General features: G+C 73.5%; 19 protein-coding genes. 9 read left to right on the top strand and 10 right to left on the bottom strand.

Annotated elements, in window-relative coordinates; all coding sequences use genetic code 11:
* Window positions 1-18: 18 nt before the first annotated feature.
* The 3 genes from ACIQIB_RS31270 to ACIQIB_RS31260 all read right to left on the bottom strand — a co-directional run bounded on the left by ACIQIB_RS31270 (window position 19) and on the right by ACIQIB_RS31260 (window position 2574).
* The gene (locus tag ACIQIB_RS31270) at window positions 19-675 is read right to left on the bottom strand and encodes an HAD family hydrolase (protein ID WP_363611607.1); all 657 of its coding nucleotides are present in this window, start codon (window positions 673-675) and stop codon (window positions 19-21) included.
* 95 nt (window positions 676-770) lie between these two features.
* Window positions 771-1280, bottom strand: a complete 510-nt coding sequence (locus tag ACIQIB_RS31265) for a DUF6912 family protein (protein WP_363611606.1) — start codon at window positions 1278-1280, stop codon at window positions 771-773.
* Window positions 1281-1401: 121 nt separating this feature from the next.
* Complete coding sequence (locus ACIQIB_RS31260) at window positions 1402-2574, bottom strand: patatin-like phospholipase family protein (protein WP_400762126.1); 1173 nt, start codon at window positions 2572-2574, stop codon at window positions 1402-1404.
* A gap of 350 nt (window positions 2575-2924) precedes the next feature.
* Here ACIQIB_RS31260 and ACIQIB_RS31255 point away from each other — a divergent pair, with 350 nt between their 5' ends.
* Entirely contained in the window at window positions 2925-3518 is a 594-nt protein-coding gene (locus ACIQIB_RS31255; RefSeq protein ID WP_400762124.1) for an Rv3235 family protein, read from the top strand.
* 92 nt (window positions 3519-3610) lie between these two features.
* Here ACIQIB_RS31255 and secA read toward each other — a convergent pair whose 3' ends face one another.
* Complete coding sequence (gene secA / locus ACIQIB_RS31250; RefSeq protein ID WP_400762122.1) at window positions 3611-6373, bottom strand: preprotein translocase subunit SecA; 2763 nt, start codon at window positions 6371-6373, stop codon at window positions 3611-3613.
* 242 nt (window positions 6374-6615) lie between these two features.
* Between secA and ACIQIB_RS31245 the strand changes: the two genes are divergently transcribed.
* Window positions 6616-7197 (top strand): GNAT family N-acetyltransferase, encoded by a 582-nt coding sequence (locus ACIQIB_RS31245; protein ID WP_363611598.1) that lies wholly within the window; start codon window positions 6616-6618, stop codon window positions 7195-7197.
* 52 nt (window positions 7198-7249) lie between these two features.
* On the top strand, window positions 7250-8431 hold the full coding sequence (locus ACIQIB_RS31240; protein WP_400762120.1) for a winged helix-turn-helix domain-containing protein: 1182 nt from the start codon (window positions 7250-7252) through the stop codon (window positions 8429-8431).
* Between the two features lie 37 nt (window positions 8432-8468).
* Here ACIQIB_RS31240 and ACIQIB_RS31235 read toward each other — a convergent pair whose 3' ends face one another.
* Together ACIQIB_RS31235 and hpf are read right to left on the bottom strand one after the other, a co-directional pair.
* On the bottom strand, window positions 8469-9227 hold the full coding sequence (locus ACIQIB_RS31235; protein ID WP_363611594.1) for a response regulator transcription factor: 759 nt from the start codon (window positions 9225-9227) through the stop codon (window positions 8469-8471).
* 216 nt (window positions 9228-9443) lie between these two features.
* Window positions 9444-10136 carry a ribosome hibernation-promoting factor, HPF/YfiA family gene (gene hpf, locus ACIQIB_RS31230; RefSeq protein ID WP_363611592.1) on the bottom strand — a complete coding sequence of 231 codons (693 nt, stop codon included), beginning with the start codon at window positions 10134-10136 and terminating at the stop codon, window positions 9444-9446.
* Between the two features lie 447 nt (window positions 10137-10583).
* Here hpf and ACIQIB_RS31225 point away from each other — a divergent pair, with 447 nt between their 5' ends.
* A complete protein-coding gene (locus ACIQIB_RS31225; protein ID WP_400762153.1) occupies window positions 10584-11258 on the top strand; it encodes a ComF family protein in 675 nt (224 codons plus the stop codon).
* On the opposite strand, the gene ACIQIB_RS31220 is transcribed toward ACIQIB_RS31225, so the two are convergent.
* From ACIQIB_RS31220 to mtrA, 3 genes are read right to left on the bottom strand one after another with little or no spacing between them, the layout of a single operon-like run.
* On the bottom strand, window positions 11242-13119 hold the full coding sequence (locus tag ACIQIB_RS31220; RefSeq protein WP_363611590.1) for an LpqB family beta-propeller domain-containing protein: 1878 nt from the start codon (window positions 13117-13119) through the stop codon (window positions 11242-11244). The two genes, ACIQIB_RS31225 and ACIQIB_RS31220, sit on opposite strands and share 17 nt — an antisense overlap.
* Entirely contained in the window at window positions 13094-15190 is a 2097-nt protein-coding gene (gene mtrB / locus ACIQIB_RS31215) for an MtrAB system histidine kinase MtrB (protein ID WP_400762117.1), read from the bottom strand. The genes ACIQIB_RS31220 and mtrB overlap by 26 nt, the downstream gene beginning before the upstream one ends.
* A gap of 58 nt (window positions 15191-15248) precedes the next feature.
* Window positions 15249-15926 (bottom strand): MtrAB system response regulator MtrA, encoded by a 678-nt coding sequence (gene mtrA, locus ACIQIB_RS31210; protein WP_030247322.1) that lies wholly within the window; start codon window positions 15924-15926, stop codon window positions 15249-15251.
* Window positions 15927-16213: 287 nt separating this feature from the next.
* Between mtrA and ACIQIB_RS31205 the strand changes: the two genes are divergently transcribed.
* The 5 genes from ACIQIB_RS31205 to ACIQIB_RS31185 all read left to right on the top strand — a co-directional run bounded on the left by ACIQIB_RS31205 (window position 16214) and on the right by ACIQIB_RS31185 (window position 21740).
* On the top strand, window positions 16214-17425 hold the full coding sequence (locus tag ACIQIB_RS31205) for a hypothetical protein (protein WP_363611586.1): 1212 nt from the start codon (window positions 16214-16216) through the stop codon (window positions 17423-17425).
* A gap of 5 nt (window positions 17426-17430) precedes the next feature.
* Window positions 17431-18102, top strand: a complete 672-nt coding sequence (locus ACIQIB_RS31200; RefSeq protein WP_400762115.1) for a DUF4129 domain-containing protein — start codon at window positions 17431-17433, stop codon at window positions 18100-18102.
* Window positions 18099-19361 carry a DUF4350 domain-containing protein gene (locus ACIQIB_RS31195; RefSeq protein ID WP_400762113.1) on the top strand — a complete coding sequence of 421 codons (1263 nt, stop codon included), beginning with the start codon at window positions 18099-18101 and terminating at the stop codon, window positions 19359-19361. The genes ACIQIB_RS31200 and ACIQIB_RS31195 overlap by 4 nt, the downstream gene beginning before the upstream one ends.
* A gap of 110 nt (window positions 19362-19471) precedes the next feature.
* On the top strand, window positions 19472-20392 hold the full coding sequence (locus ACIQIB_RS31190) for a MoxR family ATPase (RefSeq protein WP_363611662.1): 921 nt from the start codon (window positions 19472-19474) through the stop codon (window positions 20390-20392).
* Between the two features lie 37 nt (window positions 20393-20429).
* Window positions 20430-21740 carry a DUF58 domain-containing protein gene (locus ACIQIB_RS31185; RefSeq protein WP_400762111.1) on the top strand — a complete coding sequence of 437 codons (1311 nt, stop codon included), beginning with the start codon at window positions 20430-20432 and terminating at the stop codon, window positions 21738-21740.
* A 42-nt stretch (window positions 21741-21782) separates the two neighbouring features.
* Here ACIQIB_RS31185 and ACIQIB_RS31180 read toward each other — a convergent pair whose 3' ends face one another.
* Entirely contained in the window at window positions 21783-22439 is a 657-nt protein-coding gene (locus ACIQIB_RS31180) for a transposase (protein ID WP_400658979.1), read from the bottom strand.
* Between the last annotated feature and the right edge of the window lie 112 nt (window positions 22440-22551).

Here is a 22551-nt window from a genome sequence, read left to right as displayed (position 1 = left end):
GCGGGTGCCGGACCCGCCTCAGCCGGCCAGCCGCCCGGCCAGCTCAACCGCCTCCGCGAGGCTGTCCACCACCGGCACCCCGACCGGCTCCAGCTTCGCCCGGGTGTGCGAGCCACCCGTGTACAGCACCGCGTGGGCACCCACGCCCAGCGCCGCCAGCGCGTCGTCCGCCGCGTCGCCGATCAGCACCGTACGGGCCGGGTCCACATGCTCCCCGAGCGCGGCCAGATGCCTGGTCAGGTGCTGCGCCTTCTGGCCGCCGGACGGGCCGCTGCGGCCGTCCACCCGCAGGAACTGGCCGGTCAGGCCGAACGTGTCGACCACCGGCAGCAGCCGCTCGTGGTTGTACATCGACAGCAGCGACTGGCTGTGCCCGGCCTCCCGCCAGCCGCTCAGCAGCTCCAGCGCGCCCTCGGTCAGGCCGCAGGCCGGGCTCAGCTCCACGTACCGGTCGTGGAACACGTCGTCCAGCCGCAGCCACTCGGCCTCGGAGGGCATCCGGCCGAGCAGCCGCTGGTAGAAGCGGGGGATCGGGATCTCGTACTGCTCGCGGTACTCCTCCATGGTCATCGGCCCGATGCCGATGGTCGCGAACGCGGCGTTGCTCGCGCCGAGCACCGCCTCCATGTCGTGGAAGAGCGTGCCGTTCCAGTCCCAGACGATATGAGTGCGCACGCAGGGAACGGTAACGCCGGTCACCGCCGCACCGGTAGGCCGGGGCTCACCCCAGGGGCTCACCCCAGGGGCTCCCCCGGCCAGGCCCTCGCCGGTCAGGCCAGCAGGGCGGGGATCTCCTGGGTCGCGAACCAGAGCAGGTCGTGGTCCTCGGCGCCGTCCACGGTGAACTGGGCGTCCTGGTCACCCGCGTCGGCCGCCGCCACGGCCGCCACCGCCGCCTCGACGTCCGCGACCACCTCCTGGTCGGCCACGTCCGCGTGCACCGCGGCCGCCTTCGCCAGCCGGACCGGACCGGCCAGCACCACCCGGCCGAGCGAGGCCTGGTCCTGGTACTCGTCACCGGGGAACGGCTTCACCGCCGAGTCGGCGACGTCGAGCGCCACCACCACCCGGCGGCGCGGCGCGTCCGGCTCCGCGGCCAGCAGCCGCAGCGAGGACTGGGCGGCCCGGTTCAGCGCCGCGTACTCCAGCTCCTCGATGTCGTCGCTGACGTACCACTCGCGCAGCGCGGGGGTCACGGCGTACGCCACGGACTGCTCCAGGGCGCCGCCCGGGTGCGCCGCCGCCAGGCCGTTCAGGGTGGTGGGCACGTACACGCGCATCGGTGGCACTCTCCGGTTCGTCCAGCGGCACAGCTTCCAGCGCCCCCAGAATAAGCGCCGGAGCACGCCCGTGATCACCGGTCGGCGGCGCGCGCCCCCGGTCCGGTCCGGGCCGGGCGTCTCACCGCACGCCCGCCAGGGCCGCCCGGCTGGTGCACAGCGCGCTCTCCAGCACCGCGCCGCGGCGGGCCGGGTCCATCATGTTCGGGCCCATCACCGTCAGATCCGCCAGGGTCGGCGCGAGCACCCGCACCCGGACACCCTCCGCCCGCAGCAGCCGGGTCTCGCGCAGCAGCTGCCGGGTCACCGCCCGCCGGTAGCGGCTGACCAGCTGGGCCAGCACACCACGCGGACGGTCCCGCGCGCGCCACTCGCGCAGCGCCGCCAGGGTGCCCCGGCCGGGTTCGGCCCGCCCGCGCGGGTGCAGCCGCAGCGCCATCGGGGCGAGCACGTAGACCTCGTCCAGGGCGCGGCCGAGCAGCAGGTCCGCGTTGGTGGCCGACCAGCAGCCGCCGTCCACGTACGCGGAGCCGTTCAGCCGCACCGGCACGAACCAGCCGGGGATCGCGCAGGAGGCCATCACCGCCTCGGCGACCTCGGCGGGCGGCGCGCCCGGGTCGCCGAAGACCACCCGGTGGCCGTTGCGGTAGTCCACCGCCGCCACCCGCAGGGCCGAGCCGTCCGGCCAGCCGCCCGGGCCGTGCAGCCCGTGCACCAGCTCGCCGACCGACGCCAGTGAGCCGCGGCCGTGCGGCGCCATCGCCGACACCATGGTCAGCAGCGGGTACTCGCGCGGGTGCCGGACGGCGTCCCGCAGCAGGCCGGGCGAGCCGATACCGGCCCGTGGGCGCGGCGGCAGCGCGCCGCCGACCGCCGTGTCGTAGTCGAACGCCGCGCCGGCCAGCGGGCCGCTGGTGACCGGCAGGCCCCGCTGGTGGTCCCGGAGCTGTTCGGCGCCCACACCGCCGGCGAGCATCGCGCCGAGGATCGCACCGGCCGACGTTCCCAGGAGCACGTCGGCGCTGCCCGGCCGCCAGCCGGTGGCCTCCTCGACGGCGCAGAGCGCCCCGACCGTCCAGGCGGCGCCCAGCATCCCGCCGCCGCCCAGGACCAGGCCGCGCCGGGGCACGCCCTCGGCGGGCGGGGCCGTCGCGCCGTCGTCCGTCCCGGTCCGCCTCTCCGGAGCCTCCGCCTGGGCCTCCGCGGCCGCTGTCGCCGGGGTCCGGGCCCCCGTGGCCGCTGCCTCAGGGGCCCCCGCGGTGGAGGCCCCTGTCGCCGATGCCCGTGTCGCCATGTCGGCCGCCTGTCGTCGTCGGGGCGCTGTCGTCCTCTCTCCGCGGTACCCGGTCCGGCTCCGATCCTGCGCACCGACCGCCGGACGGCGCAACGGCGCACCCCGGGTGACCGCCACCCGGTCCGGCGTACCGGACCGTCCCCTTTCGTGCCTTCCCGGCTGCCCCCGCACGTCAACCGCGTGCCCGTCCGATTGGGCCGGTCACCCGTCGTTGCATTGGCCAGTTCACCCGGATAGGTGAACTTTCGGGCGGGCCGACGGGCAGCGGCGAACCCGGTTGCCGCCACGCGCGGGGCGCCGTTACCAAGGACCCGTCCACAGCCGCCCCCACCCCCCACGAGGACCGGACCATGATCCACCGCACCACCCCGGCGACCCCCGTCCCCCCGACGGCCCTACCGGCCCCCGAGGCCCCCGCCACCACTACCGCCGCCACGACCGGCACCACTACCACCACGGGCACCGCCACCGCCCCGAGGACCGGCCTCCAGGCCCCTCCTCACCACCATCTGCGCTCCACCGGCCGGTCCGCCTGCGCCGCCCGGACCGGCCACCACCCGCCCGCGGACCGGCGCCCGCGCCACCCCCGCGCCGCCTGCTCCGCCGCCCCCGGCCACGATCCCCGCGCCGCGCTGACCACCCGCTTCGCCCACCAGCTGGTCGAGGTGCTGACCGGTGCCCGGCCGTCCGGCCAGCTGCTGCGCCACACCACCCTGGACGGTTACGGCCAGCTCGCCGCCCTCGTCCGCACCGGCGCCCTGCGTCGCGGCGGCGCCACCGGCCGGCCCCGCCTCGGACCGGTGCACGACCGATCGCCCTCCCCCGACGCGGTCGAGGCCTGCGTCCGGGTCGATCTCGGCAACCGGCACCACATGGTCGCGTTCCGGCTGGAGCAGCGCGGGCCGGCCGGACAGTGGCAGTGCACCGCCGTGGAGACCCGGTGAGCACCCTGACGGCGCCGCCGCCCGCGCCAACGGCGCAGGGCGCCACCCCCGTACGGGAGCGGCGCCCTGCGTGGCGTCGAAGCGGCCTGCGATCAGGCCTTGCGGCGACGGCCCTTGGCCGACTTGGCGGCCTTGCGGCGCTCGGCGCGGGTGAGCCCGTCGCCCTCGTCCTCCGGCGCGAGGTCCTCGAAGTCGCCCTCGACGACACCGCCGCCGACCTCGTCCGAGGGGGCCGTGTAGTGCAGCCGCTGCGGCTTGGGGGCCTCCAGGCCCTTGGCCTTGATCTCGGGACGGGCGGCGTCCTTCTCCAGCTTGTCGAGCACCACCGCGGCGTCCTCGACCGGCACCTCCTCGACCTGCTGCTCGACCTGGACCTCCAGGTTGAACAGGTAGCCGACGGACTCCTCCTTGATGCCCTCCATCATCGCGGTGAACATGTCGAAGCCCTCGCGCTGGTACTCGACCAGCGGGTCGCGCTGCGCCATGGCCCGCAGGCCGATGCCCTCCTGGAGGTAGTCCATCTCGTAGAGGTGCTCGCGCCAGCGGCGGTCCAGCACCGAGAGGACGACCCGGCGCTCCAGCTCACGCATGATCTCCGCGCCGAGCTGGTCCTCGCGGGCGCCGTACTGCGCCTGGATGTCCTCCTGGACGGCCTTGGTGAGGAACTCCGAGGTCAGCCCTGCGACGCCGCCGGCCTCCTCCTCCAGCTCCTCCAGGTCAAGGGTGACCGGGTAGAGCTGCTTGAGCGCGGTCCAGAGCTTGTCGAGGTCCCAGTCGTCCTCGAAGCCCTCGCCGGTGGCGGCCTTGACGTACGCCTCGACGGTGTCGTCCATGAAGTGGCCGACCTGCTCCTGCAGGTCCTCGCCCTCCAGCACGCGGCGGCGCTCGCCGTAGATGACCTCGCGCTGGCGGTTCAGCACCTCGTCGTACTTGAGGACGTTCTTGCGGATCTCGAAGTTCTGCTGCTCGACCTGGGTCTGCGCGGAGGCGATGGCGCGGGTGACCATCTTGGACTCGATCGGCACGTCCTCGGGAACGTTGGCCATCGAGAGCACGCGCTCGACCATGCCGGCCTTGAACAGGCGCATCAGGTCGTCGCCGAGCGAGAGGTAGAAGCGGGACTCGCCCGGGTCGCCCTGACGGCCGGAACGGCCGCGCAGCTGGTTGTCGATCCGGCGGGACTCGTGCCGCTCGGTGCCGAGAACGTAGAGGCCACCGGCCTCCTTGACCTCGTCCTGCTCGGCCTTGACGGACGCCTTGGCCTTCTCCAGCGCGGCCGGGAACGCGCTCTCGTACTCCTCCGGGGTGTCGACCGGGGTGATCCCGCGCTGCGCCAGCTCGGCCGCCGCGAGGTGGTCGGCGTTGCCGCCGAGCATGATGTCGGTACCGCGGCCCGCCATGTTGGTGGCGACGGTGACGGCGCCCTTGCGGCCGGCCTGCGCGACGATCTGCGCCTCGCGCTCGTGGTGCTTGGCGTTCAGCACCTCGTGCGGGATGCCGCGCTTGCGCAGCTCCTGCGACAGGTACTCGGACTTCTGCACCGACACGGTGCCGACCAGCACCGGCTGGCCCTTCTCGTGCTTCTCGGCGATGTCCTCGACCACGGCGGCGAACTTGGCCGGCTCCGACTTGTAGATCAGGTCGGGCTGGTCGATGCGCAGCGGCGTCCGGTTGGTCGGGATCGGCACCACGCCGAGCTTGTAGATCTGGTGGAACTCGGCCGCCTCGGTGGTGCCGGTACCGGTCATGCCGGACAGCTTGTCGTAGAGGCGGAAGAAGTTCTGCAGGGTGATGGTGGCCAGCGTCTGGTTCTCGTTCTGGACCTCCACCCCCTCCTTGGCCTCGATCGCCTGGTGCATGCCCTCGTTGTAGCGGCGGCCGGCGAGGATACGGCCGGTGTGCTCGTCGACGATCATGACCTCGCCGTTCATCACGACGTAGTCCTTGTCCGCCTTGTACAGCTCCTTCGCCTTGATGGCGTTGTTCAGGAAGCCGACCAGCGGGGTGTTCACCGACTCGTAGAGGTTGTCGATGCCGAGGTAGTCCTCGACCCGGGAGACACCCTCCTCCAGCACGCCGACGGTGCGCTTCTTCTCGTCGACCTCGTAGTCGCGGTCGATCTTGAGGCGCTGCACCAGCTTGGCGAAGTCGGCGTACCACTTGGTCGCCTGGTCCGCCGGGCCGGAGATGATCAGCGGGGTACGGGCCTCGTCGATGAGGATCGAGTCGACCTCGTCGACCACCGCGAAGTTGTGGCCGCGCTGGACGAGTTCGTCCTTCGACCAGGCCATGTTGTCGCGCAGGTAGTCGAAGCCGAACTCGTTGTTGGTGCCGTACGTGATGTCCATCCCGTACTGGCGCTTGCGCTCGGCGGGCGTCATGCTGCCCAGGATCACGCCGACTTCGAGGCCCAGGAAGCGGTGCACCCGGCCCATCCACTCCGAGTCGCGCTCGGCGAGGTAGTCGTTGACCGTGATCAGGTGCACGCCCTTGCCGGTCAGCGCGTTGAGGTAGGTCGGGAGGGTACCGACCAGGGTCTTGCCCTCACCGGTCCGCATCTCGGCGACGTACCCGTGGTGCAGGGCCGCGCCACCCATGATCTGGACGTCGTAGTGCCGCTGGCCGAGCACGCGCTTGGCGGCCTCACGGACGGTGGCGAACGCCTCGGGGAGGATGTCGTCCAGGGTCTCGCCGTCAGCGAGCCGCTGCTTGTACTCGTCGGTCAGCGCGCGCAGCTCGGCGTCGGTGAGGTTGACGAAGTCCTCTTCGATGGAGTTGACCTGGGCAGCAATCCGCTGCAGCTTGCGAAGGATCTTGCCTTCGCCGGCGCGCAGGATCTTGTCGAAGACGGACACTTGAGCGGGCTCCTTGCCTGTATTGGCACTGGACGACTGCACGGCGGGTTCACCCCACCGCACGGGCCATCGTATGCGAGGAGTCCAATGCCCTGGGAGGTGCGTCAGCACGCTATTCCCGTGTCACCCGCGCGAGCACATGCCCCGATAGCGCCGCCCACCGGGGCAAAACGGTCAACCACCCCGGCGGCCGGGCCTTTAATCGGATGCACGGATTCCTCTCTGCACGGAATAATCCGCCCATGGCAGAGACCACAGAACCCCGGGAAGAGCCCGCCGTCGAGCCCGTCACCCTGACCACCGCGCGGCTGGTGCTCAGGCCCCCGCGGGAGGCCGACGTGGACGCGGTCTTCGCGGCCTGCCAGGACGCGGACATCCAGCGCTGGACGGTCGTGCCGAGCCCCTACCGCCGCGAGGACGCCGAGTACTTCGTCAACGACCTCGGCACGAACGGCTGGCGCACCGGTGCGGCCCTCGTCTGGTGCGTCTTCGAACGCGGGTCGGACGCCCTGGTGGGTACCCAGGGGCTGGTCCGCCGGCCCGGTGACGCGGGCGCCGCCGAGGTCGGCTGGTGGACGGTCAAGGAGTACCGCGGCCGCGGCTACGCCGTCGAGGGCGCCCGCGCGGTGGCCCGTTACGGGCTCACCGAGCTGGGTCTGCGCCGTCTGGAGTGGCAGGCGTACGTGGGCAACGACGGCTCCCGCGCGGTGGCCGAGAAGGTCGGCTACCGCTTCGAGGGCACCCTGCGCTCGTACGCCGAGCAGCGCGGCGTGTTCCACGACGCCTGGGTCGCCTCGCTGCTCGCCACCGACCTCGACGACTGACGCCTCCCCGCCCCGGCCGGGGCTGTCGGTGCCCCCGTCTACGCTCGCCGACATGACCGTCACGACTCCCGTCACGACCCTCAGCGCCGACGACGCCCGCCGGATCGCCCTGCGCGCGCAGGGCCTGCTCGGCGCGCCGGACCGCCGGTCCGGCGTCCGCGGGGTGCTGCGGCACCTGGGCGCCGTCCAGCTCGACACCATCTCGGTGCTGGCCCGCTCGCACGAACTGGTGCCGTACGCGCGCCTCGGCGCGGTCGGGCGGCCGGCGGTCGAGGCGGCGTACTGGGGCGCGGGGGCGAGCTTCGAGTACTGGTCCCACGCGGCCTGCGTCCTGCCGGTCGAGGAGTGGCCGCTGTTCGCGTTCCGGCGCCGCCGGTACCGCGACCGCGGCCACCTCTGGGGCCACCAGGTCACCCCGGAGACGTACCGGCACGTGCTGGACAAGCTGCGCTCCGAGGGGCCGCTCACCTCCACCGAGCTGGGCGGCGCCAAGAAGACGGCCGAGTGGTGGGACTGGTCCGACACCAAGATCGCGGTGGAGCGGGCGCTGGCCTTCGGCGACGTGGTCTGCACCGAGCGCCGGAGCTGGAAGCGGGTCTACGCGCTGGCCGAACAGGCGATCCCCGCCGAGTTGTTCGGCTCGGACCCGACCGACCGGGAGTGCCTGCGCACCCTGGTCGCCCAGGCCGGCGCCGCGCTCGGCGTGGCCACCAGGGCCGATCTCCAGGACTACCACCGGCTGCGCGCCGAGGAGTTGGACCCGGTGCTCGCCGACTCCGGCCTCGTCCCGGTGGAGGTCGCGGGCTGGGGCCCGGCCGGCGCGCCGGCCGCGGCCTGGGCCGACCCGGCCGCACTCGCCGCCCCGCCGCGCGGGCGGCACCGCACCACGCTGCTCTCGCCGTTCGACTCATTGGTCTGGGACCGCCCGCGCACCGAACGGATCTTCGGCATGACGCACCGGCTGGAGGCCTACACGCCCCGGCACAAGCGGGTGCACGGCTACTTCGCGATGCCGCTGCTGGCCGGCGGCAGGCTGGTCGGCCGGGTCGATCCGGCCCGCGAGGGAAGGACCCTGGTGGCGCGTCAGGTGTCCCTGGAGGCGCCGCGCCACGTCGAGGCACTGGCGGTCGCGCTGCGCGAGGCCGCCGACTGGGTGGGCTGCGACACCGTCCGGGTGGAGGCGCTGCACGACGAGGCGCTGCGCCCGGCCCTGGAGAAGCGGCTCGACGGCTGAGGACCGACGACGGAGGCCCCCGCCCCCCGCTCGGCCGTCAGCCTATCTCGAGGATCTTCTCCCGCATCGCGTAGACCACGGCCTCCATCCTGGAGTGCAGTTGGAGCTTCTCCAGGATGTTGCGCACATGGTTCTTCACGGTGTTCTCGCTGATGAACAGCTCCTTGGCGATCTCCCGGTTGTTCATCCCGGTGGCCACCAGCTTCAGCACCTCCAGCTCCCGGTCGGTCAGCCGGGGCGCCGGCACCAGGTCCCGGTCGTCGGACCGGCGCTGGATCATCGACTTGAACTCGGTGAGCAGCTTGGAGGCCATCGACGGGCTGATCTGCGACTGCCCGTCGGCGACCGCCCGGATCGCGGTGGCGACCTCGTCGGTGGAGATCTCCTTCAGCAGGTAGCCGGTGGCGCCGGCCTTGATCGCCTCGTAGAGGTCGGCCTCCTCATCGCTTATCGTCAGCATGATGATCTTGGTGCTGGGCACCACGTCCTTGATCGCGGTACACGCCTCGATCCCGCTGCGCCGGGGCATCCGGACGTCCATCAGGATGATGTCGGGCAGCAGGTCCGCCGCCTTCAGCACGGCCTCGGCCCCGTCCCCCGCCTCGCCGATGACCTTGATGTCCTCTTCCTCCGCGAGCACGATCTCCAGGCCCCGGCGGAACAGGGCGTGGTCGTCCACCACCAGGACGCGGATCGGCTCCCCTCGGTGCGGGGCGTACTCGGGCTGCCCCCCAGGCCCCGGTGACACCCCCCTGACCGGCCCTGTGGCGGGCCCCAGCCCGAAGTGATCCCCCATCCGCTCCTCCCCCGTCGCCGGTCGTCGTGCGCCAATCATTCCACGCCGCGGGCCCCCTCCGGTCACCCTCCGCCGCCGATTCCCCCGCACAGGGTGACCCCGCCGAACCCCCTGCCCGCCGCCCGCCCGGCGCGCGGTGCCGCCACGGCCCCCGAAACGCCGGTGACCCCGGCGGCCACGGCCGCCGGGGTCACCTCTCCAACACTGCCCAAACGGTCAGTCCTCGTCGTCGGACCCACCGATCGCACCACCGGCGCCGGCCCCCGCCCCGGCCGAGCCGTCGGCCTTCAGGTGGATGACACCGTAGTTGTAACCGTGCCGGCGGTAGACGACGCTCGGCAGGCCGCTGTCCTTCTCCACGAAGAGGTAGAAGTCGTGGCCGACCAGTTCCATCTCGTAGAGCGCCTGGTCCAGCGCCATGGGGGCGGCCGGGTGGGTCTTCTCCCGGACCACCAGCGGGCCTTCGCCCTCCACTTCCAGGGATCCCATCATGGTCTTGCGGACGGCTCCGTTGGTCTCGCCCTCGTGCCGCGTCGTGTCGGGCAGCGCGGCCAGGGCCGCGGTCGCCTCGGCGACGCTGATGGGGGTGCGGCCGTTGCCGCCCTTGTGCACCCGGCGCCGGTCTGCGGACTTGCGCAGCTGCGCGTCGAGCTTCGCCGAAGCCAGGTCGAGCGCCGCGTACGGGTCCCCGGCGGCGGCCTCGGCCCGGATCACCGGTCCACGAGTACGGAGAGTGATCTCCACCCGCTCGGACCGGTCGGCCTGACGCGGGTTGTGCTCCTTGGACACCTCGACGTCGAGGCTGATCACCTTGCCGTCGAACTTCTGGACCTTCTCCAGCTTCTCGGCCACGTGCTCGCGGAACCTCTTGGGCACCTCGGTCTTGCGGCCCTTGACGACGATGTCCACGCAGAACTCCGATCCCTCGTGCTGACGCCGATCCGGGTGCTACCGGATCGGGCTGAGACCCAGCTGGACCAGCCAATCCACTGCCGGCCCCCCGTCTCCACCGCCAGCGGCGGAAACGACTGGCCCTCACCTCACTTCCTCCCCACCAGGGACGGTTGAAACCCCCTGGAGCCTTATCGAACACCTCACACGGGGTTTCCGCCTCCCCAGGCGGAAAAGTGGGTATGACCCGATGCTGTGGGCTAGCGGTCAAGCTGTTGCACCCTGTCTACCCTCATGCGAGTGAAGTATGGGTAAATACCTGGACAACACCCCCCGTACGGCGCATTCTTTGCTCACTCTTCGTGCCTGCCGCCAGGAGCAGCCGTGCCGCCCACCACCGCTCCCGCCCGTCCCCGGCCCGCCCGGGGGCCGTTCGCCCACGCACTGGCCGGGCTGCTGGGCCTGCTGCTGCCGGCCCGCTGTGCGGGCTGCGGCGCCGATCGCGTCCAGCTCTGCCCGTCCTGCCGGCGCGCCCTGGCCACCGCCCGGCCCGGCCCCACCGTGCTGCCCCGGGTGCACGCCGCCGCCCCCTACGCCGGCCCGGTACGGCAACTGCTGCTCGCCCACAAGGAGCGCGGCGCGCTGTGGCTGGCCGACCCGCTCGGCGACGCGCTCGCCCGGGCCGTGTGCTCCGCCCTCGGGCCGCGCGCCGGGCTCACCCCGCTGCTGCTCGTCCCGATGCCCTCCGCCCGCACCGCCGTCCGTGCCCGTGGCCACGACCCGACGCTGCGGCTGGCCCGCGCCGCCGCCAGGTCCCTGCGCCGGAGCGGCCTGAACGCCCGGGCCGCGCCACTGCTGCGACACACCCGCCCGGTCGCCGACCAGGCCGGTCTGACCGCCGCCGAGCGCAGGCGCAACCTGCACGGCGCGCTCGCCGTCCTGCCCCGCGCGCACCGGCTGCTGGACGGCCGCCTGCCCGTCCTGGTGGACGACCTGGTGACCACCGGCGCCAGCCTCGCCGAGGCGGCCCGGGCGCTGGCCGCCGCCGGCCTCCCGGCGAGCGCGGCCGGCACCGTCGCGGCCGTCGTCCCGCACCGGCCCGGCCGGTTCCCCCCGGCCGGCCTCAGCCCGGGTAGATGAACGAGCCGGCCCGGTGCGTCAGGACGAGTTCGCGCCACTGGCTGTTGACCAGCCGGTAGATCTTGCCGTCGGCGCCCTGGAGCGCGAGCACCGGCGGCGGCACCTGGGCCGAGCTCTCCGCCCGGGACTCGGCCGCCTCCACGGTGGCCATCCCCTCGCCGCCCTGCAGGGAGCCGTCGGAGCTCTGCGAGCCGTCCGTGCTGATGTAGTACAGCTGCTGCAGCCGGTCCCGCTCCTTGCCCAGCACCAGCAGCTGGTCCGCCTCCGCCCAGGACACCGAGGAGACCTCGGTGAGAAGCGGGGCGATGGTGCGCAGCCCGATGATCCTCGCGGTGGGCGCGTTCGGGGTGCCGCCGTGCTGCACCAGGCCGACCGCCAGCCGCTGCGAGCCCTTCTCGGTCCTGAGCACCATGGCCGCCCGGACCCCGTCCGAGGAGATCTTGAGGCTCTGTACGGTGCTCTTCTGCAGGCCGTCGACCGGCACGGTGACGGGCTTGTTGCCGCGCACCAGCAGCACCTTGGGGTTCTGCGGGTCGCGGTCCACCACCCAGAGGTCGCCGCGGCCGTCCCAGCTGGGCGACGCGAGACCGTCCTCGCTCTTCTCGGTGGACCGGGCCGTGGAGGTGGCCACCGGCTCGGGCAGGGCCTGGGCCGTGTCCGCCAGCGGTACCGAGTAGAGCTGCTGGCCGTCCTTGCTGATGACGGCGGCCTGCAAGCCGTCGCGCCGCACCGCCACGGTGCCGAGCGGGCGCTTCGACTGGGGCTTGCCGAGCGGCCCGCGGACGGGACTGCCGTCGCCCGCGTCGTGGGCGTCCATCAGCACGCCGTCGTCGGCGCGCTGGTAGTACTGCTGGCCGGCCAGCGGTCCGGCCAGCGCGCCGGGGCCGTTGGCCGACACGTCGCTGCGGATCACCTGGCAGTTGTTGCCGTGCGGGCCCTTCAGCTCCAGCCGCTCCACCTGCCCCTTGCCCTGGTCGGCGAGGGTGTAGAAGAGCTGGGCCGCCATCCTCCGGCAGAGCAGGGTGCCGCCGAGGTCGGGGCCGGCGAGTTCGACGCGGGCGATACGGCCGTCGTCGACCGTCACCTTCTGGACGGTGACACCGGCCGGGAAGGCGGTCCGGGCCACCGGCGCGAGCCAGTCGGAGGGCCCGGCGACCACGGCCTTGGCGGCCGAGGTCAGCGGGTCTATTCGGCGCCGCAGGTAGATCGGGTCGGCGATCAGCACCTCCTGGGCGCCGGTCCCGGAGGTGGCGGACGAGGACGGATCGGGGACCGTGTAGAAGAACCGGTCCACCTGGCGGTAGCTGTTGCGGAAGTTGGTCTCGTTGATGATCAGACCGTCGGGCAGCTTGCCGATCCGCCACTCGCCGGACTTCTCCCGGACGAACGCGAATTCGAGGTAGACGCTCTCCGGGGTCTCCAGAAGGGTGTACGAGTGCTTGCCGTCGACCCGGGCGACGACCGTACCGGGGACGGAGGCGGTCATCGCGGTGTCGGTATCGGCCACGTTCTGGGCGACGGGCACGGTGGGGTTGGCGGAGAGCACCTGGATACCCGCCTCCGGGCTCCACTTGGCGGCGGCCTCGTCCGTGAGGTACTTGCGCGCGGTGTCGTAGCCCTCGTCGGCGGTGAGGGTGTCCAGGAAGCCCGTCAGCAGGTCACGCGGCTTGGCCCCCTTGGCGGGCTCCACCGGAAAGACCCTGACCTGGAGGTTCTTGTCCACGGCGCCCTGCGACGGCTCGACCCTGCCGATGCTGCCGGAGTCCGGCATCCCGGCGCAGCCGCCCGCCAGCAGGGCGCCCAGCACCGCACCGGCCACCGCGGCCAGCCTCGGCTCAGTCCTGCTGCTCGTCCCTCGCACGCCGCGACCCCTCCGTGTCCGTCCAGCCCGTGCCATGCGCGGCGGCCGCCGTGCCCGTCGTCCCCGGCTCCGCCGTCCGCTGTGCCACCGACGGCCGACCGGGCGTCGGGTCCACCATGACCTGGGCGCCGGTGGCACCGTACCCGGCCCCGACCGTCCGCACGTCCGAGGGATCGGCGCGCGGCCCCTCGGGCAGCCGGCGGGTACCCAGACCGGGGCCGAGGTTCAGCACCCCGCCCAGCCCGCTGCCGAAGCCGTTGCCGGTGCCCTCCGGCGTCTCCGGGACGGCCTGCTCCTCGGCGGCGGCCAGCGCGGTGGCACCGGCCGGCCGGATCGCCCGCCGGTACGGCGTCCCGTACGAACCGAGGCCCCGGTTGCTGCGGGAGTCCTCCGGCTCCAGCCGGAACGGCGCCCGGCTGATCTCGCCGCCGCGGGTGCGCGGCAGCGTGAGCCGGAAGTGCGAGCCGCCGCCGGGCTCGCCCCAGGCCTGCAGCCAGCCGCCGTGCAGGTGCGCGTCCTCGACCGCGATGGACAGGCCGAGGCCGGTGCCGCCGGTGGTCCGCACCCGGGACGGGTCGGCCCGCCAGAAGCGGTGGAACACCCGGGACGCCTCGCCCGGCTTGAGGCCGATGCCGTAGTCCCGCACGCCCACCGCGACCGCGCCGTCGGCCGAGCCCAGCCGGACCACGACGTCCCGGCCCTCGCCGTGCTCCAGCGCGTTGACCACCAGGTTGCGCAGGATGCGCTCGATCCGCCGGGAGTCGACCTCCGCCACCACCGGTTCGCCGTCACCGCGGATCACCACCGCGCTGCCCTTGGCCTGCGCCAGCGGGTCGGCGGCCTCGACCACCCGGCCGACGATGTCGCGCAGGTCGACCGGCTCGGCGTCCAGGATCGCGGCGCCCGCGTCGAACCGGCTGATCTCCAGCAGGTCGGCCAGCAGCGACTCGAAGCGGTCCAGCTGGCCCTGGAGCAGTTCGGCCGAACGGGCCGCCATCGGGTCCAGGTCCTCGCGGCTGTCGTAGATCAGGTCGGCGGCCATCCGGACGGTGGTCAGCGGGGTGCGCAGCTCGTGCGAGACGTCCGAGACGAAGCGCCGCTGCACCCGGGAGAGCTCCTCCAGCTGACGGATCTGGGCCTGCAGCGCGTTGGCCATCCGGTTGAACGATTCTCCGAGGCGGGCGATGTCGTCCGTCCCGGTGACCTTCATCCGCTCCTCCAGGTGCCCGGCGGCCAGCCGCTCGGAGATCCCGGCGGCCATCCGCACCGGTGTGACCACCTGGCGCACCACCAGCCAGGCGATACCGCCGAGCAGGATCACCACGAACACCCCGGCGGTCGCCAGGGTGCCGGTGACCATGCCCAGGGTGTCGGTCTCCTGGCCGAAGGAGAAGACGTAGTACAGCTGGTAGCTGGTGGCGTTGGTCGGGCCGACGAACTGCATGCCGACCGCGAGGCCGGGCTCGGGGTGGCGGCCGTTGTCGCTGGCCCGGCGGATCGAGGTCGGCTGGTCGAACGCCAGACCCGGTTCCGCCGAGACCTTCGCCCGCAGCGTCTCGGGGATGCTGATCGGCAGGATGTCACCGGAGTAGCGCGGGCCCACGCTGGTGTTCTCCGGCGAGACCGTCTGACCGCTGGGCAGGACGGCGATCACCGAGTAGACGCTCTGCCCGCTGGCCGCGAGGTCACCGACCTGCTTGAGCAGCCAGGTGCCCAGTTCCTCGGTGGTCGGATCGGGGGTGGCCCCGACCTTGAAGCGCAGGTCCTTCGCCTCGTCGATCTTCTTCAGCTCGGTCGCGAAGCCGTCGCTGGCCTGGTTCCGCGCCGAGGTCCTCTTGGTGTCCAGCAGCCCGGTGCGCACCTGGGCCACCACCACCACGCCCAGCACCAGCACCACCACGACGGACAGCATCAGGGTGGCCGCGACCACCCGCAGCTGGATGGAGCGGTGGTACAGCGCCGTCACCCGGTGCAGGGGGCGGCGCAGCTGACGGGTCACCGGCGCGAGCAGGGCACCCGGGCCGCGTCGGCGGCGGCTCCTGGTGGTCGAGCTCAGGACGTCCCCGCGCACGGCGGCGCCCCCCTCGGTCGCGGAACCCGAAGGGGTGTCGTCAGCCTGGTACGCCACGTCAGCTGGGCCCGGCCTTGTAGCCGACGCCACGGACGGTCACCACGATCTCGGGGCGCTCCGGGTCCTTCTCGATCTTGGAGCGCAGGCGCTGGACATGCACGTTGACCAGCCGGGTGTCCGCCGCGTGGCGGTAGCCCCAGACCTGCTCCAGCAGCACCTCACGGGTGAACACCTGCCAGGGCTTGCGGGCCAGCGCGACCAGCAGGTCGAACTCCAGCGGGGTCAGCGGGATGCCCCGGCCGTCCCGCTTCACCGAGTGGCCGGCCACGTCGATCACCAGATCGCCGATGGTCAGCTGCTCGGGCGTCGGCTCCTCGGCACGACGCAGCCGGGCCCGTACCCGGGCCACCAGCTCCTTGGGCTTGAACGGCTTGGTGACGTAGTCGTCGGCGCCCGACTCCAGGCCCACCACCACGTCCACCGTGTCCGTCTTCGCGGTCAGCATGACGATCGGAATGCCGGACTCCGCCCGGATCTGCCGGCAGACGTCGATACCGTCCCGTCCGGGCAGCATCAGGTCCAGCAGAACCAGATCCGGCTTGGTCTCCCTGAACGCGGCTAGCGCCCTGTCTCCATCCGCGACGAAAAACGGCTCAAAACCCTCACCACGCAGCACAATGCCGAGCATCTCGGCCAGTGCGGAGTCGTCATCAACGACGAGGACGCGTCCCTTCATGGGTCCATCCTCTCATTACCGGATTGTGACCTGCCGCACAGCAGTCCCATTGCTCCAGAACGGCCAACTGGCGACCCGGCGAATTCCGGCCATACCGGACGAATATCCTCCGGCTTCCCGCCCGGGAACCGTCCGGACCGGCCCGCCGTCCCCGCTCGGCGGCCCCGTCGCCGTTCAGCAACCGGATACCCATGAGAGGCGTCCGACCACCATGGCACGATGGGCGCTGCGCACGGGTGAAGATCCACCCGCCTCCGCGAACCCTGACGCCCCTCCGAGGAGCAGTGATGACCGACACTCCGGGCTGGGCCTCGCCCGGCTCGTCCGAGCAACCCCGCGACGACGCCCGGCCCCCGGCCGACGCGCCCGCCGCCGTGCCCGGACAGTCGGCACCACCCCACGGCGCACCCACCGCACCCCCCGCCTGGGGCGCCGGCTACGGCGGCCCGCAGTACGGTCCCGGGCCCCAGTACGGCCCCGGCGGCCCGTACGGGCAGGGCGGCCCGCAGTACGGCTGGGGGGTGCCGCAGAGCCCCAAGCCCGGCATCATCCCGCTGCGCCCGCTCGGCCTCGGCGAGATCCTCGACGGCGCCGTCTCCACCATCCGCAAGCACTGGCGCACCACGCTCGGCCTCTCGCTGGGCGTCGCCGTGGTCCAGCAGGCCGTGGGCACCGCCCTGGAGCTGTCCGTCAGCGGCGACACCGGCGACTTCACACCCGTGCTGTCCGCCCTGGCCAGCCTGCCGGTGACGCTGCTGCTCAGCGTGGTCGCCGCCGCCCTGCTGACCATGGTGGTCAGCCGCGCCATCCTCGGACAGTCCGCCACCATCCGCGACGCCTGGCGCGACGCCCGGCCCCGGGTGTTCCAGCTGCTCGGACTGACCCTGCTGACCGCCCTGATCAGCGTCGGCATCGTGCTGCTCGGCTTCGCCCCGATGATCGGCTACCTGCTGGCCGGCGCCGACGAACCCGTCATCGCGGCCCTGCTGTTCATCGTCGGCCTGCTCAGCCTCCCGGTCGCGGTCTGGGTCTGGATCCAGCTCAGCCTGGCCGCCCCCGCCCTGATGCTGGAGAAGCAGGGCGTGCTGACCGCGCTCTCCCGCTCCCGCCGGCTGGTCCGCGGCTCCTGGTGGCGGATGTTCGGCATCAACCTGCTCAGCCAGCTGCTGGCCGGCATCGTCGCCGGCGTGATCGCGATGCCGTTCATGATGGTCGGCCTGGTCCTCGGCTTCGACGACCTCAGCAGCCAGGTCGACTCCGGCGACCCGGCGAGCCTGCCCACCGCGATGCTGATCACCAGCGCGATCGCCGGTGTGATCTCCTCCACCATCACCATCCCGTTCACCGCCACCATCGGTGTGCTGCTCTACGTCGACCAGCGGATCCGCCGCGAGGCCCTCGACATCGAGCTCGCCCGCGCCGCAGGCCTGCCCGAGCACGGCGGCACCGGCGGCCCCGGCTGGGGCGGCCAGGGCGGTCCCGCCCCCGCGAGGCTCTGAACCGCATGCCGAACTGGGGGGACAGAATGCCGGCGGCGGGCGGCGCCCCGGTCACCGTCGGGCGGGACCCGGCCCGCGACGCGGCCCGCGACGAACTGCTCAACGCCGACTACCACCGCCACGACCCGAGCCTCCAGCAGCGGATCCTGGACTGGATCACCGACCGGATCGGCGACGCGCTCGACGCCATCTCGGGCAACGGCACCACCGGCACCACCGGGCTGGTCCTCTTCCTGGTGGTCGCCGTCCTGATCGGCGCGGCCCTGTGGTGGCGCCTCGGCGCGCCCAAGCGGGCCGTCCGCACCACCCTCGGCGTCTACGGCACCGCCGGGCCGCGCACCGCCGCCCAGCACCGGGCCGACGCCGAACGGCACGCCGCCGCCGGGCAGTGGACCGAGGCCGTCCGCGAGCGGATGCGCGCCCTGGTCCGGGCCCTGGAGGAACGCGCCCTCCTCGACGCCCGCCCCGGCCGCACCGCCGACGAGGCCGCCGCCGAGGCCGGCCGGGCGCTGCCCGAGCACGCCGCCGCCCTCACCGCGGCCGCCGTCGTCTTCGACGACATCGCCTATGGCGAGCGCACCGCCGACCAGGCCGCGTACCGGCTGCTGCGCGACCTCGACCAGACCCTGGAACGCGCCCGCCCGGCGCTCGCCCCGGCCCCGGAAGGAGCGGCATGACGACCAGCGCCACCCCCGCGTCGGCCGCCCCGCCGGCCACCGCCGCGCCTGCGACCGCCCCGCAGGCCGCCGGACCGCCGCCGCCCGCCGCCCCCAGCAGCCTCGCGCCCACCGGCCGCGGCCTCTGGCACCGCTCGCGCTGGTACCTGCTCACGGTGGCGGTCCTGCTGCTCGCCGCCACCGTGCTGGCCGGCCTCAACCAGGAGCGCCGCTACGCCCCGCTCGACCCGCGCTCCTACGACGCCTCCGGCAGCCACGCCGTGGTCGCCCTGCTCCAGCGCGAGGGCCTCAAGGTCGACATCACCACCGACCTGGCCACCCACACCACCGGCGCCGACACCCTCGTCGTCCCCGAACCCGACCTGCTGGGCCCGGAGCAGCTGCGCGCCCTCGCCGCCGCCCGGCACACCCGGCTGGTCCTGATCTCCCCCGGCCCGGCCGCCCTCAGCGCGCTGGCCCCCGGTGTCCGCCCCTCCGACGAAGGCGGCGGCCCGCCCTACGCCTCCGTCCGCAGCACCCCCGCCCAGTGCTCGCTCACCGAGGCCGTCCGGGCCGGCAGCGCCCACCTCGGCGGCCTGCTGTACACCGCCGGCACCCGCGGCGAGGGCTGCTACCCGCGCGGCCACGGCTACCCCCTGGTCAGCGTCCCGCTCGGCCGCGGCGGCGGCGATGTCATCGTCCTCGGCAGCGGCGAGTTCCTCAGCAACGAGCTGCTCAAGAAGGACGGCAACGCCTCCCTCGCTCTCGGCCTGCTCGGCTCCCAGCCCAGCCTCACCTGGCACCTGCCCGACTACAGCGCCCCGGTCGCCACCCACGGCGCCAAGCAGTTCACCGACTTCATCCCCGACGGCTGGCGCTGGGCCGCCTACCAGTTCGGCATCGCCGCGCTGCTCGCCGCCGTCTGGCGCGCCCGCCGGCTCGGCCCCGTCGTCGGCGAGGACCTGCCCGTGGTGGTCCGCGCCGCCGAGACCACCGAGGGCCGTGCCCGCCTCTACCGGCGGGCCAAGGCCCGCGGCCGCGCCGCCGACGCGCTGCGCCGCGCCGCCGCCCACCGCCTCGCCCCGGCCCTGGGCGTCCCGCTCAGCGCCGGCGCACCCGACTCCACCGCGCTCTGCGCGGCCGTCACCGACCGCCTCCCCGACCGCCCCGCCGGGGACGCCCGGGCCCTCCTGTACGGCCCGCCCCCGACCGACGACGCCGCACTGCTGCGGCTCGCCGACGATCTCGACGCCCTCGAAAGGCAGGTACGGAAGCCGTGACCGAACAGGCCACCGCCACCACGCTCGACACCCCCGGCACGGCGACTGCCACCCCTGGTACCCCCGGCACCCCCGGCGGCACGGACGACCCGCGCCAGGCGCTCACCGCCCTGCGCGCCGAGATCGCCAAGGCCGTGGTCGGCCAGGACGCCGCCGTCACCGGCCTGGTCGTCGCCCTGCTCTGCGGCGGCCACGTGCTCCTGGAGGGCGTCCCCGGCGTCGCCAAGACCCTGCTGATCCGCACCCTGTCCACCGCCCTCAGCCTGGACACCAAGCGCATCCAGTTCACCCCTGACCTGATGCCCGGCGATGTCACCGGCTCCCTCGTCTACGACGCCCGCACCGCCGAGTTCTCCTTCCAGCCCGGCCCGGTCTTCACCAACCTGCTGCTCGCGGACGAGATCAACCGCACGCCGCCCAAGACCCAGGCCGCCCTGCTGGAGGCCATGGAGGAGCACCAGGTCACCGTGGACGGCGAGCCGCGCGCACTGCCCGCCCCGTTCCTGGTCGCCGCCACCCAGAACCCCGTCGAGTACGAGGGCACCTACCCGCTGCCCGAGGCCCAGCTCGACCGCTTCCTGCTCAAGCTGATCCTGCCGCTGCCCGACCGGGACCAGGAGTTCCAGATCCTCGCCCGGCACGCCGCCGGCTTCGACCCGCGCGACCTCGCCTCGGCGGGCGTGCGCCCGGTGGCCGGCCCCGAGCACATCGCCGCCGCCCGCGAGCAGATCGCCAAACTCACCGTCTCGCCCGAGGTGCTCGCCTACGTCGTCGACCTCTGCCGGGCCACCCGGCAGTCCCCGTCGCTGTCGATCGGCGTCTCCCCGCGTGGCGCCACCGCACTGCTCGGCGCCTCCCGCGCCTGGGCCTGGCTGGCCGGCCGCGACTACGTCACCCCCGACGACGTCAAGGCGCTCGCGCTGCCCACCCTGCGCCACCGCGTCGCGCTGCGCGCCGAGGCCGAGATGGAGGGTGTCACCGCGGACTCGGTCATCCAGGCCGTCCTCGCCCAGACGCCCGCCCCTCGCTGACCCCTTCCTTCCGTCCCTCCCCGAAGGAGCGCACCGCATGGCCCTCACCGGGCGAACCGCCCTGCTCGCCGCACTCGGCGCGCTCGTCGTGGGCCTGCTCCTGCCCTCCGTGACCGGGATCGCCGCCGTCACCGGCGCGGTCCTGCTCGCCATCCTCACCGACCTGGTGCTCGCCGCCCCGGTCCGCAGTCTGCGGATCACCCGGGGTGGCGACACCAGCGTCCGGCTCGGCGAACCCGCCACCGTCGAACTGACCGTGACCAACCCTTCGGGCCGCCTGCTCAGGGGGCGCCTCCGCGACGCCTGGGCACCGTCCGCCTGGCGGCCCGGCACCGAGATCGCCGCCTCCCGGCACGTCCTGCGGATTCCCGGCGGCGAGCGGCGCCGCGTCACCACAGTGCTCACCCCGACCCGGCGCGGCGACCACCACGCCAGGAAGGTGACGGTCCGTTCCCTCGGGCCGCTCGGCCTGGCCGGCCGGCAGGGATCACACCTCGTCCCCTGGGCGGTCCGCGCCCTGCCCGCGTTCGACAGCCGCAAGCACCTGCCCTCCCGGCTCGCCCGGCTGCGCGAACTCGACGGCCGCACCTCCGTCCTGACCCGTGGCCAGGGCACCGAGTTCGACTCCCTGCGCGAGTACCTGCCGGGCGACGACGTCCGCTCGATCGACTGGCGCGCCAGCGCCCGCCGGAACACCGTCGCCATCCGTACCTGGCGCCCCGAACGCGACCGGCACATCCTGATCGTCCTCGACACCGGCCGCACCTCCGCCGGCCGGGTCGGCGACGCCCCCCGGCTGGACGCCTCCCTCGACGCCGCGCTGCTGCTCACCGCGCTCGCCACCCGGGCCGGTGACCGGGTCGACCTGCTCGCCCACGACCTGCGCAAGCGGGCCTCGGTGGCCGGCCGTTCCCCCAGCGAGATCCTGCCGGCCTTCACCAACGCGATGGCCCTGCTGGAACCCGCCCTCTACGAGACCGACATGCGTTCCCTGGTCTCCACCGCGCTCACGATGGCACCGCACCGCTCACTGATCGTCCTGCTCACCGGCCTCGACGCGGCACCGGTCGAGGCCGGCCTGCTGCCGCTGCTGCCGATGCTCACCAAGCGCCACGAGGTCGTGCTGGCCTCCGTGGCCGACCCTCGCCTCGACGAGCTGGCCACCGGCCGCGGCACCGTCGAGGCCGTGTACGGCGCGGCGGCGGCCGAGCAGACCCGTGCCGACCGCCGGCTCACCGCCGACCGGCTCACCCGCCACGGCGTGACCGTCCTGGACGCCCCGCCGACCGCGGTGGCCCCGGCCCTCGCCGACGCCTACCTGGCGCTGAAGGCCGCCGGCCGGCTCTGAGCCCTCCCGAGCGCTCCGAGCCGGCTGGCTGGCTGGTGATCCCTAGTAGCGGGGCTTCACCCAGACGTGGACGCCGCGTGCGGTGCCCTCGTCCTCCTCGGACTCCTCCACCACACTGCCCTGCCACTCGGTGATCCCCGCCGACAGCGCGGCCGCCGAGGACTTGTCCCCGTGGAAACCCTCCCGGGCCGCCTGGTAGGCGAACCAGCGCTCCACGTGCGCGAGCCAGGCCGACTCGTTCGGGGCGAAGTGCATGACGAACCGCGGGTGCGCCCGAAGCCAGTTGATGACCGTCGGCGACTTGTGCGTGAAGTAGTTGTCGCAGATCAGGTGGACCTCGCCGCCCTCCGGCAGCTCCTGGTCCAGCCTCGACAGGTACTGCCGGAAGGCCACCCCCCGCCGCCTGCGGTGCAGGGTGCCGACGACCTTCTCCGAGGTGGCGTCGAGCGCCCCCAGCAGGGTCGCCACGGTGGCCGGCAGCGGCTCGTGCCGCAGCTCCTCCAGCGCGGCCCTGAGCTTCGGCCGCAACACCGTCTCGGCGTCGACGTGCAGTGCCAGCACCCGCTCCGGCGGGGCCAGGTACAGACCGGCCACCTCGTGCGAGCTCTCCATCGTGAACGGGTCCGTCGCCAGGCTGAAAGGCTCGGTGCGCGGCTTGGTTTCTTCGGGGTTGGCCTTGGGGCCAGGACGACGTGCCATACCGCGATCGTATCCTGCGTAAACGCAGAGAACCCCCACCCGGAATCGGGTGGGGGTTCTCTGGAATGATTGTTCGGCGGCGTCCTACTCTCCCACAGGGTCCCCCCTGCAG

This window comes from Kitasatospora sp. NPDC092286 (assembly GCF_044755565.1).
Lineage (GTDB): Bacteria > Actinomycetota > Actinomycetes > Streptomycetales > Streptomycetaceae > Kitasatospora.
Note: the sequence above shows the minus strand (reverse complement) of the source record. Positions and strands in the feature narration are given on the sequence as shown.